Source organism: Mycobacterium celatum, assembly GCF_002101595.1.
In the GTDB taxonomy this organism is placed as follows: Bacteria; Actinomycetota; Actinomycetes; order Mycobacteriales; family Mycobacteriaceae; genus Mycobacterium; species Mycobacterium celatum.
This window is the reverse complement of the sequence record NZ_LQOM01000046.1, coordinates 40,624-57,286: the sequence shown is the minus strand read 5'-3', so window position 1 is coordinate 57,286 and position 16,663 is coordinate 40,624. Positions and strand designations below refer to the sequence as shown.

Below are 16,663 nucleotides of genomic sequence, written 5' to 3'. Positions count from 1 at the left end.
GCCTTGTTTCAACCCGGCGGATTGCGGGCATAGAAAACGCCATGCGCCGCGACCGTCGCGGCGACGTGTCGGAAGGGCCCATGTGACCGCTTCGTATCTGGCGCCGCCCGTGACGGATTCCCTGGCCGCCGATGGGGTGTACCCGCCGCAACAGGACTCGCAACTGCTCGTCGACACCATGGAACGCACCGGACTCGTGCCTGGACGCCGGGTGCTGGATCTGTGTACCGGCAGCGGTTATATCGCGATCGCCGCTGCGGAACTCGGCGCGGCCCGCGTGACCGCGTTCGACATCTGTCCCCGCGCCGTGCGGTGCTCACAGGGCAATGCATTCCACGCCGGCGTCGACGTCGACGTGCGGGAGGGGTCGTGGATCGGTGCGCTCGAGTGCGGGCCGTTCGAAGTCATCATGTCGAATCCGCCGTACGTGCCCACCCCGCCGGCCGGAAACAGCGAAGCGATCCCGCGCGCTGCCGGGCCGGCCTGGGCGTGGAACGCCGGGGTCGACGGAAGGCTGGTGCTGGACCCGATGTGCGAGTCGGCGTCCAGCCTGCTGTGCGACGGCGGCTCGATGCTGCTGGTGCACTCTCGCTTTTCGGGGGTCGAACAGTCGCTTGACACGTTGCGTTCAACCGGCTTGGATGCCGAAGTCGTTGCCACCCAATGGATCCCGTTCGGCCCCGTTATGTCGGCGCGGGCCCGCTGGCTGGAGGACACCGGCCGCATCCCGCGCGGTTGCCGGCATGAGCAGCTGGTTGTGATAAGGGCGGACAAGCCATGACGCGCGTCCAGGTCATTCCCAACGGGCCGATCCTGATCGACGGGCCGGTGCGCATCGAGATGCCCGACGGCAGCGTCGTCGAATCCGACCGCTTCATGGTCGCCGTGTGTACCTGCCGGCGCAGCAAGAACTATCCGCTGTGCGACACCAGCCATCGGCGGTGCCGCGGACTAAAGCGGGCGTCGTAGCGAGGACTCACCGGCTTTCCACGCCGTCACCATCGCGTCGCCGAGCCGGTCTTCGATCATCGCGTGGGCGCGGATCCCGAACACCACGTCGCCGTTGAGCTGTGGTTCGCGGGCGACCAGGTCGCCTACCACGTCGCGGCGCACCACCTGCTCGTGCACCGCGTCGGCCTCGACGTGCTCGCTGTAGAACGCCACGCACTCCGCAGGCGCGCCCAGGCGCTGCAGCGCCTCTACCAGCCGGCGCGAACCCGGCGGCGAGGTGATCTCCGTCGCCGCGAAATGCCCGATCGCCGCGCCGCGCAACCAGCGGTGCAGGCCGAACATCGACATCAGGTTCACCACGGCCAGCGATTCCGCCGGGACCGCGTCGAGATAACCCAAGTACGTCGCATCCAGTCCGGCAGCGGTCAGCAGGTCGGCGAACAGCTGCTGGTGTACGCGCGCGCCGCGCCCGGCGCCGTACTCGTCGTATTCGACCGCGACGAACGACGCCTTGGCCTGGCCAACCAGCCGCGGAATCGCCCAGGCGTGTGGATCGCCCTCCTTGAGGTGATACAGCGACCGGTGCACGAAGTACTCGCGCATCTGCCCCCAGGTTCCGTTGTCGCGCAGCCAGTAGGACGGGCCCGTTCCGTCGACGGATTCGATTGAGAGCGCATCCATTTCGTCCGCAGCGGTGCGATCCGGATCGATAAGGCCGACGTCGCGGCGAACACCGGCCAAAAAGGCGCGCTCCAGCTGCCCGCGCAGGTGCAGCAACCCGGGATTCCATTCCCAGGTCGGGTCGACACCGGCGAAGCCGCGGTAGTGCAGCTCGTAGCACATGTACAGGGCCAGCTGCAGGTCCAGTCCGTAAGGATCCGACTCCCGCACGGAAGAACCGATGCGCGCCAGCTGGTCGCGCGGTGCGGGTTCGGTGAGGCTGCGGCGAACGGCCATCGACAACGGTCCATGCGCCGCCGGCAGCCGGGGTTCCAGCGTGATCTGTGTGTGGGTCACGCACGGGTGTACCCGCGATTAGCCACCCGTCAAACGGGTAAGGAGTTGGTATGCGTGCGCTGACGGTAGAGCCTGGCCAAAAGGGCTCGCTGAGGGTATCCGACGTGGCGGACCCCACCCCGGGGGACAACGAAATGCTGGTCGACGGTGTGGCGATGGGGGTGTGCGGCACCGACAAGGAGATCGTGTCCGGCGAATACGGCTGGGCCCCGCCCGGCTCGTCGCGCCTGGTGCTTGGTCACGAGTCGCTGGGGCGGGTGCGGCAGGCGCCGGCGTCGAGCAAGTTCAGCGACGGTGATCTGGTGGTCGGCGTGGTGCGCCGCCCCGACCCGGAACCGTGCGGGGCATGTGCGGCCGGCGAGTTCGACATGTGCCGTAACGGCCGCTACCGCGAGCGCGGCATCAAGGAGCTCGACGGCTACGGCAGCCAAACCTGGTGTGTGGAAACCGATTACGCGGTGCGACTGGACCCGTCGCTGGAACGCGTGGGGATGCTGCTGGAGCCCACCACTGTGGTGTGCAAAGCCTGGGAGCAGGTCGAGCGCATCGGTGCTCGCGGCTGGTTCGAACCCAAACGCGCGCTGATCACCGGTGCCGGGCCAATCGGGTTGCTGGCGGCGCTGATCGGGGTGCAGCGCGGGCTGGACACCCATGTGCTGGACCGGGTGACCGACGGTCCCAAGCCGGATCTGGTGAAATCACTGGGTGCCAACTACCACCATGAGGACATCGAGTCGGTGGCCAAGAAGTTGCGGCCCGACGTCGTCATCGAAGCCACCGGGGTGGGCAGCGTCGTGTTCGGCGCCCTGATGAACACCGACACCTACGGCATCACCTGCCTGACCGGGGTGTCGTCGGGCGGCCACACCATCAACGTCGACGCCGGCCTGGTGAACCGCGACATCGTGCTGGAGAACGACGTCGTCGTCGGCTCCGTCAACGCCAACTTGCGCCACTACCAGCAGGGGGCCGAGGTGCTGGCCCGCGCCGACAACGACTGGCTCGACGGCCTGATCACCCGACGGGTTGCGCTGGAGAAGGCAGGCGAGGCATTCCAGCCGGCCGACGGCGACGTCAAAGTGATCATCGAACTCTGATGGCGCGAATCGAGGATTACGCGCTGCTCGGCGACCTGCACACCGCGGCCCTCTTGGGACGCGACGGCAGCATCGACTGGTTGTGTCTGCCCCGGTTCGACTCGGGTTCGTGCTTTGCCGCGCTGCTGCACGACGAGTCCGCCGGCCATTGGCGCCTGGCGCCGGCCGCCGGCGGACCGTGCACCCGGCGCGGCTACCGCGGCGACACGCTGATCATGGACACCGAGTGGGACACCGACGACGGGTCGGTGCGGGTCACCGATTTCATGCCGCCGCGCGGAGAGGCGGCCGACGTGGTCCGGGTGGTCGAAGGGCTGTCCGGGCGAGTGCGCGTGCGCATGGACCTGGTGATCAGATTCGACTACGGCAGCGTGGTGCCGTGGATTCGCCGCAGCGAGGAAGGCCTAATCGCGATCGCCGGCCCGGACACCTTGTGTCTGACCACGCCCGTCGACCTGCACGGCGAGCACATGTCGACGGTCGCCGAATTCGACGTTGCCGCAGGCGAAAAGGTCCCGTTCGTGCTGACGCACGTGTCGTCGCACCGCCCCGACGCTGTCCGGGCCCAAGCCGATCGCGCGCTGCACGACACCGAGGAGTTCTGGACCGACTGGATCAGCCAGTGCACTTACCGGGGACCGTGGGAAGACGCAGTGCGTCGCGCGCTGATCACACTGAAAGCGCTCACCTACGACCCCACCGGCGGAATCACCGCTGCGGCCACCACGTCGTTGCCGGAATCCCTTGGCGGCATCCGTAATTGGGACTATCGATACTGCTGGCTTCGCGACGCCACTTTCACGTTGCAGGCGCTGCTGGGCACCGGCTACCTCGAAGAGGCTCAGGCATGGCGGGACTGGCTGGTGCGGGCGGTGGCCGGCGATCCGGCGAAGCTGCAAATCATGTACAGCGTCGATGGCACCCGCCGGTTGCCCGAATTGACCCTGGACTGGCTGTCCGGCTACGAGGACTCGGCGCCGGTGCGCATCGGCAACGAAGCCGCCGGCCAGTTCCAGCTCGACGTCTATGGCGAGGTCCTCGACGGGCTGCACCTGGCCCGCGAAACCGGGATGCAGGCGGTGGATGAGGCGTGGGACATTCAGCGGGCATTGCTGGATTTTCTCGAAAGCAATTGGGACCAACCCGATTCCAGCTTGTGGGAAGTCCGCGGCCCGCAACGCCATTTCGTGCATTCCAAGGTGATGGCCTGGGCCGGAGTCGATCGCGCTGTGCACACCGTGGAAACCCAAGGCCTGGACGGGCCGGTCGACAGATGGCGCGACTTGCGCGAGCGGATCCACGCCGACGTCTGCGAAAAGGGTTATGACGCCGATCGCCAGACCTTCACCCAGTCCTACGGCTCGCGTGGTCTCGATTCCGCACTGCTGCTGATTCCCCGCGTTGGTTTTCTGCCATGGACCGATCGCCGCATCGTCGGAACTGTGGAGGCCGTTCAACGCGAGCTGTCCAGTGACGGATTTTTGATGCGCTATGACCCCGAAGCCGACGGCGGCGGCGACGGCCTGCCCGGCACCGAGGGCACCTTCCTGGTGTGCACATTCTGGCTGGCCGACGCGCTGCACGGCATCGGGCGCCGCGACGAGGCACGCAAACTATTCGAGAAACTGCTGGGCCTGCGCAACGATGTCGGGTTGCTGTCCGAGGAGTACGACACTTCGGCCCAGCGGCTGGTGGGCAACACGCCGCAGGCATTCAGCATGGTCGGGCTGGTCAACACCGCGAGGCAACTCGGCGGGTCGTCGACCCAGACGGGTTAAGCGCTAAGGTCCGTCGTCTTGGTCGTCGTCGTCGCGGAGGAGTTTGTCGGGGTGGTGGTATCTGTTGGTGCGGGGTTGGCCGTGGTCGAGGTGTGGGGGTGGTATCCATTCGGTGTCGCCGCGCGCGTTCTTGCGGGTAGTCCAGCCTTGTTCGGCCAGCGGGTGATGCCCGCCGCAGCCCAGCGCTAGGTCGTTGACGTCGGTGGTGCGGCATTTCGCATACGGGGTGCAGTGGTGGGCTTCGCAGTGGTAGCCGGGCACCGGGCACGTTGGGGAAGGTGCAGCCGCGATCTTTGGCGTACAACACAATTCTTTGGGCGGGTGAGGCGAGGCGTTTGGTGTGATACAGCGCCAGCGCTGTGCCTTTATCGAAAATTGCCAAGTAGTGGTGGGCGTGGGAGGCGATCCGGATCACATCGGACATCGGTAGCAGGGTCCCGCCGGCGGTGAGCCCGTGACCGGTGCCGGCTTGGAGCTCTTTGAGGGTGGCGGTGACGATGATGGTGGCCGGTAGCCCGTTGTGCTGACCCAGGTTTCCGGATGCCAGCAGCGCCCGCAACGCGGCCAGCAGCGCGTCGTGGTTGCGCTGCGCGGGCCCGCGGGTGTCGCGCTGGGCCGTCTGCTCGGGGGGTGTCCCGTCGAGCACGGGGGCGGGGTCTTCGAGGTTGCACATGCCGGGGGCGGCCAGCTTGGCCCACACCGCTTCCATGGTGGCGCGCAGCTCGGGGGTTACCCAGCCGCTCAGTTGTGACATGCCGTCGGGCTGTTGGCGGCCCAGCGTCAGACCGCGTCGCCGGGCCCTGTCGTCGTCGCTGAAATCACCGTCGGGGTTGAGGCAGTCGGTGAGTTTGTCGGCCAGCTTGTCCAGGTCATCGGGGCGATGCTGCGCGGCGAGCCCGGCCAGGTGGGCTTCGGCGTGCTGGCGGGTTTCGGCGTCGACGAACCCGGGCAGGCGGTGCATGAAGCTGCGGATCACCGCCACACGACCGGGACCGATCTGCCCGGCGCGCTGGGCGGCGGCGGTCGCGGGCAACACCGGCTCTAACGGTTCGCCGGTGACCGCGCGGCGTGCGCCGAGGTCTTCGGCTTCGCGGATGCGCCGGGAGGCCTCGGCGGGGGTGATGCGCAGCCGCTGGGCCAGCGCGAAGCGCAGCGTGCCGCCCAGCTCGGCCTCCTCGGCCTGCGCACCGAGTTGGTTGATCAACGGATGCTCGACGGCGGGAAGGCGGCGGCGCAGCGTTTCGCAGCGGCCCAGCATGGCCAGAGCTTCCGGGGTGCTCAACACCTCGAAGGACAGGTCCAGGGCGCGTTTGAGACAGGCGTCGAGTTCGTCGAAGACCTCGACGATCTCTTCCCGGCTGTCCGAACGCATGTTCGAATAGTATCAGCCAACCCGGACAGGCGCCACCAGTAATCCACAGCCAAAACCACAGTGGCGCAAGTCAATTACAGTGGTTAGTGGGACTAAAGCTGAACCCGAGTCGGCGGGGTTCGGGAACCGATCCGCGGCGGCCATCATGACCGGTTTTCGTATCATCAGGGGACATCTCGTAGGGTCCGGTTATGTCGCTTGACGAACTGACCCGTCTTGTATCGCCCCCAAAGTCGGTACCTCGCTATGACTTTGGGGCGGTCGAGACCGCCGTGGGATTCGCGTTACCGGACGATTACAAGGAATTCATCAGTACCTACGGTGGGGGGTCGTTTGGTGGCTACCTGGGGGTGATGGCACCGACCCGCGACCACTTGATCGAAGGCGGGGCCTATTGCCGGCAGTCGTTGATCGATTTGCGCGACGCCTACGACGACCACAGCTGGATCTACCCGGACGGATCCAAAGCCCCGATGGTGATCGGGGATGTTGATCCGGTGCCGTACTACGGCTGGGGTGGTGCGCCGGGCGGCGAGACGGGCTACTGGTACATGAGCGGTGACAACCCAAACGACTGGGCGGTAGTTGTCATCGCTGATGGATGGACGAACGACTACCACCCCGGCGGACTGGTCGCCTATCTCACTGACCTCATCGCGGGTCGGTTTCCAACCGAGGTGTTCGGCGGCGAGGCGCTGGAGGAGATGCGCGGATCGTTCGTGCCCGGGCCGGCTTCGTAACTGTTTGCGTTCCTACTTGCGGCGGCGCGGAATGAACTCCTGCGCCTTGACTTTGATGCCCTCCTTCAGGATGCCGAACGCGTCCTCGTCGCCCTTGAGCACCGACGTCGCGGCGGCCTTCATCTGGTCGAACGTGGCGTGCGGCGGCACCGGCGGAATGTTGGGATCGCAGTGCACATCGAGCACCGTCGGCCGATCGGCGGCCAGCGCCTGATCCCACGCGGAGCCAATCTGCTCCGGATCGGTGAGCGTCGCCGAGCCCAGACCGAGACTGGCCGCGAAACCGGCGTAGTCCACAGTCGGAAGCGTTTGCGACTCAGGGAATTTCGGCGCACCGGCCATCGCCCGCATCTCCCACGTCACCTGGTTGAGGTCGTTGTTGTGCAGAACCGCGACGATCAACCGCGGATCGGCCCACTCCTTCCAGTAGTGCGCGATCGTGATCAGCTCGGCCATCCCGTTCATCTGCATGGCACCGTCACCGGCGAACGCGATCACCGGGCGCTCCGGGTTGGCGAACTTGCCGCCGATGCCGTAGGGCACGCCCGGACCCATCGTGGCCAGGTTGCCCGACAGCGAACCGCGCATGTTGCCGCGGAATTTCAGTTGGCGCGCATACCAATTCGCCGACGACCCGGAGTCGGCGGTGACGATCGCGTTGTCCGGCAATTTAGGTGACAACTCCGCGAACAGCCGCATCGGATTGATCGGATCCGCGGACACGTTGGCTTCCATTTCCATGGTTTCCCACCAGCGCTGCACGTTCTTCTCGATCTTCTCCCGCCAGGACCGGTCGGACTTGCGCTGAATGAGAGGTATGAGCTCCCGCAGCGTCGCCGCGGCGTCGCCCACCAAGTTCACCTCGTTGGGGTAGCGCATGCCGATCAACGCCGGGTCGATGTCGATCTGCACGCCGCGGGCGTCGCCGAACCCGGGCAGGAACTGTGTGTAGGGAAAACTCGAGCCGACGGTGAACAGCGTGTCGCAATCACGCATCAGCTCATAGCTGGGCCGGGTGCCGAGCAACCCGATCGAACCGGTCACCCAGGGCAGCTCGTCGGAGAGCACGTCCTTGCCCAGCAGCGGCTTGGCGACGCCCGCCCCGAGCAGATCCGCGATCTCGGTGACCTCCTTGACTGCTCCCTTCGCCCCGCAGCCGACCAGCATGGCGACGCGTTCGCCGGCGTTGAGCACCTCGGCGGCCTTCTGCAAGCCCTCCTTGGAGGCGCCGACCTCGGGCCACTCGAATCCCAGACTCGACGGCACCATCTTGAATGCGTGGCTCGGCGGCGAATATTCGAGCTCCTGCACGTCGGCCGGAATGATGACGGCTGTCACCGTGCGCCTGGTCAGCGCGGTGCGGATGGCCCGGTCGAGCACGTTGGGCAGCTGCTCGGGCACCGTCACCATCTGGATGTACTCGCTCGCCACGTCCTTGAAGAGGCTCATCAGGTCGACTTCTTGCTGATAAGAGCCGCCCATCGCGCTGCGGTTGGTCTGCCCGACGATCGCCAGCACCGGAACCCGGTCGAGTTTGGCGTCGTAGAGCCCATTGAGCAGGTGGATCGCGCCCGGTCCCGACGTCGCGGCGCACACTCCGAGCCGGCCCGAGAACTTCGCATAGCCGACAGCCTCGAACGCGGCCATTTCTTCGTGGCGGGCCTGCACGAACTTCGGCTTGTTGTCGGCGCGCCCCCAGGCTGCGAGCAGACCGTTGATGCCGTCACCGGCGTAGGCGAAAACCTTCTCGATCTCCCAATCGCGCAGCCGTTCCAACACGAAGTCGGCAACCAGAGCGCTTGCCATTGCACACCTCTTCCTGTCCGGGAGCAGATAACAGGAAGGTGGTTACCCAGGGAGTGCCCCGGTTAGACGCATAAAAATGTCGGGGTGGCGGGATTCGAACCCACGGCCTCTTCGTCCCGAACGAAGCGCGCTACCAAGCTGCGCCACACCCCGCGTGAAGCCACGACAGCGTATCGCACCGGCCCGCGGTGATCGCAAGCGCGGCGGAGTCGGGCGCAGTGGGTCGCCGCGCGACAGTGCGGCCACTCGCCAAAGCGGAATTGCGCGCGCCGTCGCCGGGTAGCCGAACAGCGAACCGGCGGGGTGCCGCGTGGATCACACCGCGGCAGGCCGCGCGACGTGCCTCACACTATGCAGCGGAATAGCCGGCGGTATCAGTACGGTTTATATGCACCGAATTCGGCAACGGAAGCGAGAGAATCATGACGGTCCTTGGCGCCGTGGTGTTCGGCGGACTCTTGGTCCTCGGTGTGCTGTGGCTACTGGTGACCGCTCCGGCCAACGAAGCGCAGGAAGCCTGGGATCACGCCCAGCTGCCTGACCGCTCGAACTCGGCCAGCGCCGCAGCCGACGGGGCTGGATCCAGCCCGTGGGCCTTGACCCACTCGTCGCAGAAATAGGTGTCGGCGTAGCGGTCGCCGCTGTCAGCGAGCAGCGTGACCACCGACCCGCTGCAACCATCTCGGCGATCAGGCCAAAGGCTCCCCATAGATTGGTCCCCGTCGACGCGCCGACCCGACGCCCCAGCACCGTGCTGGCGTGGCGGGCGGCCGCGATCGACGCCGCATCGGGAACCGAGACCATCCGGTCGACCACGTCGGGCAGAAACGACGGCTCCACTCGTGGCCGCCCGATTCCCTCGATGCGCGACGACGCGTTGACGACGACGTCGTCACGGCGCTCGGTGTAGGCGGCGAAAAACGCGGAGTTCTCCGGATCGACCACACACAACCGCGTGGAGTGGCGCCGGTAGCGGATGTAGCGGCCGATCGTCGCGCTGGTGCCGCCGGTGCCCGCCCCTACGACGATCCAGTCCGGGATCGGGTGTTTCTCCTCGCGCATCTGCACATAGATCGACTCGGCGATGTTGTTGTTGCCGCGCCAGTCGGTGGCTCGCTCGGCGTTGGTGAACTGATCCAGATAATGCCCGCCGGTCTCGCGGGCCACCCGCTCCGCCTCGGCGTACACGTCACCCGAATGCTGCACGAAATGGCAACGCCCGCCTTGTGATTCGATCAATGCGACCTTGGACGTGCTGGTCGATGCCGGCATCACCGCGACGAACGGCAGTCCCAGCAGCGCGGCGAAATACGCTTCCGACACCGCCGTCGACCCCGACGACGCCTCCACCACGGTGGTGTCCTCGCCGATCCAGCCGTTGCACAGCGCGTAGAGGAACAGCGAGCGGGCCAGCCGGTGTTTGAGGCTGCCGGTGATGTGGGTCGTCTCGTCCTTGAGATAGAGCTCGACGTCGGCGTCGGCGCTCCAGGCCGACGGCAGCGGGTAGCGCAGCAGATGAGTGTCGGCGCTGCGGCGCGCGTCGGCCTCGATCAGCCGAATCGCGTTGTCCGTCCAGCCGCGCGGCCTGCTGCGATCGGCGACCCGGGCGCCGTCGCTCAATGCACCGAATACGTCGGCTGCGAACGCCCCCGGTTGCGGTGCGGGTCGCGGCCGCCGGTCGGCGCGGCGATCAGCGTCAGCAGCGTCGCCTCCGGCCGGCAGCAGAACCGCACCGGCGCGAACGGCGACGTGCCGATCCCCGCCGAAACATGCAGACGCATCGTGGCACCCCAGCGCGAGGCGCCCTTGGCCCGCGAACGATCCAGGCCCGAATTCGTCACCAGCGCACCGTAGAACGGCAGGCACAGCTGACCGCCGTGGGTGTGGCCGGCCAGCACCAGCTGGTAGCCGTCGGCGGCGAAGCGGTCCAGCACCCGCGGCTCGGGCGAATGGGTCAGCCCCAGCCGCAGATCGGCGGCGGGGCTGGCCGGGCCGGCGATCGTCTCGTAGCGGTCGCGGGCGATGTGCGGGTCGTCCACGCCGGCCGCCGCGATGTGCAGACCGGCCACCTCGAGCTCACGACGGTTGTGGGTCAAATCCAGCCAGCCGCGCTCGGTGAACGCCGCCCGCAGATCCTGCCAGGGCAGTGGCTGGCCGTGCACCCGGTGCCCGGGATTGGTCAGGTAGTTCATCGGGTTCTTCAGCCGCGGACCGAAGTAGTCATTGCTGCCGAAGACGAAAACACCCGGCAGCGACAGCAGGTCGCCCAGGGTCTGCACCACCGCGGGCACCGCCTTCGGGTGGGCCAGGTTGTCGCCGGTGTTGACCACCAGATCGGGCTCCCAGCCGGCCAGTTCCCGCAGCCATGCCTGCTTTCGGCGCTGGCCCGGCCGCATGTGGATGTCGCTGATGTGCAGCACCCGCAACGGCGACGAGCCCGGCGCCAGCACCGGCATGGTCAGCTCTCGCACCACGAACGCGTTGCGTTCGATGATCGAGGCATAACCGATGCCAGCGACGGCCGAGCCGAGCGCGACGGCGCCGGTGGTTTTCAAAACTGCGGATGCGGGCATGCAGGCATGCTACTGCTCGAGACTAGGGCGGCGGCGGTGGCGGCTCGCCCGGCGGCGCCGGCGGCGGCAACAACGGGATCGTGATCGGCGGCAGCCCGGGAATCTCGATGACTTGCGAGCCGATCGGCGCACCTTCCGGCGGTGGCGGCGGGGCCGGCGGGACGCCGTTGCTGATCTGGATGGTGACGACGGCGCCCGGGATGGTCTGGCCGTTCGGCGTCGTTCCGACCACTTCCCCGTACCTGGCGCTGCTGTTGACCGACGTCGGTTGATCGGCGACTTGGAAACCGGCTTCCTTCAGACGCTGGCGTGCCCCGTCGACGTCCAACCCGACGACGCTGGGCACTCGCGAATTGGGGCCGCCGTCGACATAGCGCGGGTCGGTCGGCGGTAGCTTCACTTCGCCGAACTTGTCCGCGATCGGCTTCATCGCGGTGAACCAGGTGCGGGCCGGCTCGTTGCCGCCGTAGAGGTTGCCGTCGCCGCAGCGCCGCAGCGGTGAGGAGCACAGATCCGACGGCGAGCTGGAGTCGTCGTAGATGTAGTTGGCGGCCGCGTACTGGTTGGTGAAGCCGACGAAGCCCGACGAGCGGTGCGCCTCGGTAGTACCGGTCTTGCCGGACATCGGCAGAGTCCAGCCCGCCGCCGCGGCTGACCCCGACGCCGTGCCGCCGGGCTGCGAGTCTTTGCTCAGCGCGTTGGCCAGGGTGTTCGCCAAGCCCTCCGGCACCACCTGTTCGCACGCCTCGGTGCTGACGGCGACCTCATTGCCGTCGCGGTCGATCAGCTTGTCGATCGGGTTGGGCGGGCACCACTTTCCGCCGGAGGCCAGCGTCGCCGCGACGTTCGACAACTCCAGCGCGTTGACCTCGAACGGCCCCAGGGTGAACGAGCCGATGTTCTGCCGCTTGATGAAATCGGCCAGGCTCTCGTTGCTGTTCTCGTCGTAGTCGCGGGCGCTGCCCGGATCGGCGTAGGAACGCAGCCCGAGCCGGACCGCCATGTCCACCGCACGCGGCACCCCCACCATCTGGATCAACTTCGCGAACGCGGTGTTCGGGGAGGTGGCCAGCGCGTCTGTCACGTTCATCGACCCGCGGTAGTTGCCGGCGTTGACCACGCACCACGTCTCCTTGGGACAGCCCTTGGCGCCGCCGCTGCCCATGCCCTTGGCCTGGAAGCTGCCCGGCACCTCCAGCTGCATGTTGATGCCCATGCCCATCTCCAGCGCGGCGGCGGTGGTGAAGATCTTGAAGATCGACCCCGCGCCGTCGCCGACCAGAGAGAACGGCTGCGGCCGCATAGTCTCGCCCGCATCGGTGTTCAGGCCGTAGCGGCGGTTGCTCGCCATCGCGATCACCTTGTGCGAGTCCTTGCCGGGCCGGATCACGCTCATCACGCTGGCGATGCCGTTGAGGTCCGGGCTGGCGTACGCATCGATCGCCGACTTCACCGAAGCCTGCACGTCGGGGTCCAGGTTGGTCCGGATGGTGTAGCCGCCGCGGGCGACCTGCTCCTTGCTGATCCCGGCCCGCGCCAGATACGCCTGCACGTAGTCGCAGAAGAATGCGCGGTCGCCCGCCGCGATGCAGCCGCGCGGTAATTCGTTGGGCTGAGGCAGAATTCCCAGCGGCTCCGCCTTGGCAGCGCGCAACGCGTTGGCCTCCTGCGGCAGGTTCTCGATCATGGTGTCCAGCACCAGGTTTCGCCGTGCCAGGGCACCCTCGGGATTGGTGTACGGATTGAGCGCGGTGGTCGACTGCACCATCCCGGCCAGTAGCGCCGCCTGCTGCCAGTTCAGCTCGGATGCATTCACGCCAAAGTAGGTTTGTGCGGCGTCCTGGACACCAAAAGCGTTATTGCCGAACGAAACCAGGTTCAGGTAACGCGTCAAGATCTCCGGCTTGGAAAAGGTCTTGTCCAGGGTGAGCGCCATCCGGATTTCGCGCAGCTTGCGCGCCGGCGTGGTCTCGACGGCCGCGCGCTTCTCGGCGTCGGTCTGCGCGATCACCAGCAGTTGATAGTTCTTCACATACTGCTGCTCGATCGTCGAACCGCCGCGGGTATCGACGTCGCCGGACGCGTAGCCGGCCAGCCCGTGCAGCGTGCCCTGCCAGTCGACGCCGTTGTGTTCGGCAAACCGCTTGTCCTCGATCGAGACGATTGCCAGCTTCATGGTGTTGGCGATCTTGTCGCTGGGCACCTCGAAGCGGCGTTGCGAGTACAGCCAGGCGATCGTGTTGCCCTTCGCGTCGACCATCGTGGTGACGGCGGGGACGTCGCCCTCGAGTAGCTGAGCCGACCCGTTGGCGACGACTTCGGAGGCGCGGTTGGACATCAGCCCGATGCCGCCGACGGCAGGAAACAGTAGGGCCGCGACGATGACACTGGCCAGCAGGCAGCACCCGGCGAGCTTGGCGACCGTAATAGCGGTCTGGGGGTGCTCCGGCTCCGGCATGGCTACTAGACTAGCGGCGCCGCGACGGAAGTCATCTGGAGTCATCTCGAGTGGCTGATGAGCATATTTGCCCCAGCGTCACAGGTCAGGGCCTATTCGGTGGTTCTTCCGACCTGTCAGGCGGTCCCCATCATGATCGGACGGCACAGTTGTGCCAAAAAAGGGCTTATCAAACCGTTGCGCAATTGGCACCTGACCACCTAACTTAGACGCACAGTGAGATACAGGTAACACCGACGTGGATGATGTGGCGTAGATCGCATCGCCGATCTGCACCGCGAGTCGGGGCCGTCGTACTGGCGGTAGGAGCGAAGAGGGGACGCTGGTGTCAGGTACACGGACCGCGGCGCGGAGGGCGAGCACTGCACCGGCGGGAAACACCATTCATCGTGCTGACTCCGAGTCGCGGATCGCCTGGGTGTCCAAGGCGCTGTGCCGGGCGGCCGACCCCGACGAGCTCTTCGTCCGCGGCGCCGCGCAACGCAAGGCCGCGGTGATCTGCCGGCACTGTCCGGTGGTGCTGGAATGCGGCGCCGACGCGCTGGACAACCGGGTCGAGTTCGGGGTGTGGGGCGGCATGACCGAACGCCAGCGACGCGCACTGCTCAAGCAGCATCCCGAGGTGGAGTCCTGGGCGGAGTTCTTCGCTGCGCAGCGCAAGCACCGCAGCGCTGGCTAAGCCCTTACGCCGCGCCGTTAGTAGCCGTCATCTGGTCGGCGATCGCGCGCAGCGCCTCGAGGTCACAGACATCGAACGGCAGCGACGGCACCCCGACAATCGCGACGTGCGGATTGGCCCCGGTGAACCGGGACAACAGCCGGATCTCCCGCTTGGATGTCGCCGCCCGGTCGGCGTGAACCTGCAGGACCGCCCTGGCCAGGTCGCCGGAGTCGGATTCGCTCTCCAGCGTCTCGGCGCCGTCGATGGCCCGCTCCACCGGCAACGAGCACAGCATCGGATGGGTGCGGTTCAGGATGAGCCCTGCCAGTGGCATGCGCTCCTCGGAGAGCCTGTCGACAAAGAACGACGCCTCACGGAGTGCATCCGGCTCGGCCGCCGACACCACCACGAACTGCGTACCGCGGCGCTTCAGCAGTGCATAGGTGCGGTCCGCCTTCTCCCGAAACCCGCCGAAGGTGGCATCTAGCGACTGCACGAAACCTGCTGCATCGGAAAGCATTTGGGAGCCCAGGACGGTCGACAGCGCCTTCATCGCCAGGCCGACGGCGCCGGTGACCAATCGGCCGATGCCGCGTCCGGGCCCCAGCAGCAGCCGCCACAGCCGGCTATCCATGAAGCTGCCCAACCGTTTCGGCGCGTCCAGGAAGTCCAGCGCATTGCGTGAGGGCGGGGTGTCCACCACTACCAAATCCCAGCGATCCTGGCTCAGCAACTGGCCGAGCTTTTCCATCGCCATGTATTCCTGGGTGCCGGCCAGCGAGGTGGCGACCGTCTGATAGAACTGGTTGTCCAGGATCGCTTGTGCGCGTTCGGGTCCGGAGTACTGGATCACCATTTCGTCGAAAGTGCGGCGCATGTCGAGCATCATCGCGTAGAGCTGGCCGGGCACTTCGGGAGCCAGCGGTACCCGTTGCGGCGAGTTGCCAAGATCGTTGATTCCCAATGCTTGTGCCAGCCGCTTGGCGGGGTCGATGGTCAACACCACGACCGTGCGGCCGTTCTCGGCCGCGCGCAACGCCATCGCGGCGGCGGTAGTGGTCTTGCCGACGCCGCCGGCGCCGCAGCACACCACCACCCGATTGGTTTTGTCCGCCAGGATAGCGGCCACGTCCAGTCTCGGCGGGGTGGTACTCATCGAACTCCTTGCTGCGCAAGCACTTCGGAGAGCTCGTAGAGACTGCCGAGGTCGACACCGTCGGCGATCGTGGGGAGCTCCAGCCGCGGCACTTGCAACTCGTCGAGCTGCTCGGCGGTCTCGGCGCGGGCGGTGATCCGGGTGGCGTGCTGGATGGCCTCGGTCAGCAGGCCGGCGAAATCGGCGTCGTTCAGCGTGATCCCGGCTTTGGTCAGCCCGGCCCGCACCGCGTCGGCGTCGATATCGCCCTCGGCCGCCTTCGCCAGGTCGTCGGGCTGCAGGTAGGCCGGGATGTTGCGGTTGACGATCACGCTGCCGATCGGCAGATTAAGCTCCTGTAGTTCGTCGATGGCCTCCATGGTTTCCTGCATGGGCAGCGCTTCCAGCAGCGTCACCAGGTGGACGGCGGTCTGGTCGGAATGCAGCAGCTGCACCACGCCCTCGCTTTGCGAATACACCGGCCCACCCTTGGCCAGATCGGCCACCGCCCGGGTGACATCCAAAAAGCGCGCGATGCGACCGGTCGGCGGCGCGTCTACCACGACCGCGTCGTACACCGGTTGCCGGTCCTTGCCGACGCGGATCACCGACTCCTTGATCTTTCCGGTGAGCAACACGTCACGCAGGCCCGGCGCGATCGTCGTGGCGAATTCGATCGCGCCGATGCGCCGCATCGCCCGGCCGGCGATACCGAGGTTGTAGAACATGTCGAGGTATTCCAGGAACGCGGCCTCGATGTCGATGGCGAGGGCGTTGACCAGGCCGCCATGTTCGGCGGTCGCGATCTTGACCTCTTTGTAGGGCAGCGGCGGCACGTCGAAAAGCTGCGCAATCCCTTGGCGCCCTTCGACTTCCACCAGCAACACCTTGCGCCCGCCGGACGCCAAAGTCAGGGCGAGCGCGGCGGCGACCGTCGACTTGCCGGTGCCCCCCTTGCCGGTCACGAAATGCAAGCGGGCCTTCTCCAGTCGCGCTGGCCAGCCGATGGAAGTCCCGCCGCTCGGTGTGGTCGCCACCAATGCATGCTAACCAACGTGCGTTGTCACCCGACCGA

12 protein-coding genes, 1 tRNA gene and 2 pseudogenes are annotated in these 16,663 nt (G+C 66.8%); 6 read left to right on the top strand and 9 right to left on the bottom strand.

The annotated features are described in order from the left end of the window. Positions 1-82 precede the first annotated feature (82 nt). Together AWB95_RS19485 and AWB95_RS19480 are read left to right on the top strand one after the other, a co-directional pair. Positions 83-781 (top strand): HemK2/MTQ2 family protein methyltransferase, encoded by a 699-nt coding sequence (locus AWB95_RS19485; protein WP_062541713.1) that lies wholly within the window; start codon positions 83-85, stop codon positions 779-781. Then, on the top strand, positions 778-969 hold the full coding sequence (locus AWB95_RS19480; RefSeq protein ID WP_062541714.1) for a CDGSH iron-sulfur domain-containing protein: 192 nt from the start codon (positions 778-780) through the stop codon (positions 967-969). The genes AWB95_RS19485 and AWB95_RS19480 overlap by 4 nt, the downstream gene beginning before the upstream one ends. Here AWB95_RS19480 and AWB95_RS19475 read toward each other — a convergent pair. Beyond that, positions 952-1,908, bottom strand: coding sequence for an iron-containing redox enzyme family protein (locus AWB95_RS19475; protein ID WP_180276002.1), 957 nt, complete (start codon positions 1,906-1,908; stop codon positions 952-954). The two genes, AWB95_RS19480 and AWB95_RS19475, sit on opposite strands and share 18 nt — an antisense overlap. A gap of 110 nt (positions 1,909-2,018) precedes the next feature. Between AWB95_RS19475 and AWB95_RS19470 the strand changes: the two genes are divergently transcribed. Then, complete coding sequence (locus AWB95_RS19470) at positions 2,019-3,065, top strand: glucose 1-dehydrogenase (RefSeq protein WP_062541716.1); 1,047 nt, start codon at positions 2,019-2,021, stop codon at positions 3,063-3,065. Further along, positions 3,065-4,843, top strand: a complete 1,779-nt coding sequence (locus AWB95_RS19465) for a glycoside hydrolase family 15 protein (protein ID WP_062541717.1) — start codon at positions 3,065-3,067, stop codon at positions 4,841-4,843. The genes AWB95_RS19470 and AWB95_RS19465 overlap by 1 nt, the downstream gene beginning before the upstream one ends. Positions 4,844-4,846: 3 nt before the next feature. Here the strand turns inward: AWB95_RS19465 and AWB95_RS19460 are convergent. After that, positions 4,847-6,215 (bottom strand): annotated as a pseudogene (locus tag AWB95_RS19460) (13E12 repeat family protein). Between the two features lie 191 nt (positions 6,216-6,406). Between AWB95_RS19460 and AWB95_RS19455 the strand changes: the two are divergent. Continuing rightward, positions 6,407-6,955: an SMI1/KNR4 family protein gene (locus AWB95_RS19455; protein WP_062541643.1), complete on the top strand. Its 549-nt coding sequence runs from the start codon at positions 6,407-6,409 to the stop codon at positions 6,953-6,955. A 12-nt stretch (positions 6,956-6,967) separates the two neighbouring features. On the opposite strand, the gene AWB95_RS19450 is transcribed toward AWB95_RS19455, so the two are convergent. From AWB95_RS19450 to ponA2, 5 genes and pseudogenes are all read right to left on the bottom strand, one after another. After that, entirely contained in the window at positions 6,968-8,761 is a 1,794-nt protein-coding gene (locus AWB95_RS19450) for a thiamine pyrophosphate-requiring protein (protein WP_062541644.1), read from the bottom strand. Positions 8,762-8,840: 79 nt separating this feature from the next. Next, a tRNA-Pro gene (locus tag AWB95_RS19445) sits at positions 8,841-8,914 on the bottom strand. Between the two features lie 370 nt (positions 8,915-9,284). After that, positions 9,285-10,381, bottom strand: a pseudogene (gene cds1, locus AWB95_RS19435) (L-cysteine desulfhydrase Cds1). Then, positions 10,378-11,334 (bottom strand): metallophosphoesterase, encoded by a 957-nt coding sequence (locus AWB95_RS19430; protein WP_085168536.1) that lies wholly within the window; start codon positions 11,332-11,334, stop codon positions 10,378-10,380. Before AWB95_RS19430 ends, cds1 begins: the two are co-directional and overlap by 4 nt. A 22-nt stretch (positions 11,335-11,356) precedes the next feature. Beyond that, positions 11,357-13,792: a transglycosylase/D,D-transpeptidase PonA2 gene (gene ponA2, locus AWB95_RS19425; RefSeq protein WP_085168535.1), complete on the bottom strand. Its 2,436-nt coding sequence runs from the start codon at positions 13,790-13,792 to the stop codon at positions 11,357-11,359. Between the two features lie 325 nt (positions 13,793-14,117). Between ponA2 and AWB95_RS19420 the strand changes: the two genes are divergently transcribed. Further along, on the top strand, positions 14,118-14,471 hold the full coding sequence (locus AWB95_RS19420; protein WP_062539460.1) for a WhiB family transcriptional regulator: 354 nt from the start codon (positions 14,118-14,120) through the stop codon (positions 14,469-14,471). 4 nt (positions 14,472-14,475) lie between these two features. Here the strand turns inward: AWB95_RS19420 and bagB are convergent, their stop codons facing one another. Together bagB and bagA are read right to left on the bottom strand one after the other, a co-directional pair. Continuing rightward, positions 14,476-15,609: an ATPase BagB gene (gene bagB, locus AWB95_RS19415; RefSeq protein WP_062539461.1), complete on the bottom strand. Its 1,134-nt coding sequence runs from the start codon at positions 15,607-15,609 to the stop codon at positions 14,476-14,478. Further along, positions 15,606-16,628: an ATPase BagA gene (gene bagA, locus AWB95_RS19410; protein ID WP_099539647.1), complete on the bottom strand. Its 1,023-nt coding sequence runs from the start codon at positions 16,626-16,628 to the stop codon at positions 15,606-15,608. Before bagA ends, bagB begins: the two co-directional genes overlap by 4 nt. Positions 16,629-16,663: the final 35 nt, after the last annotated feature.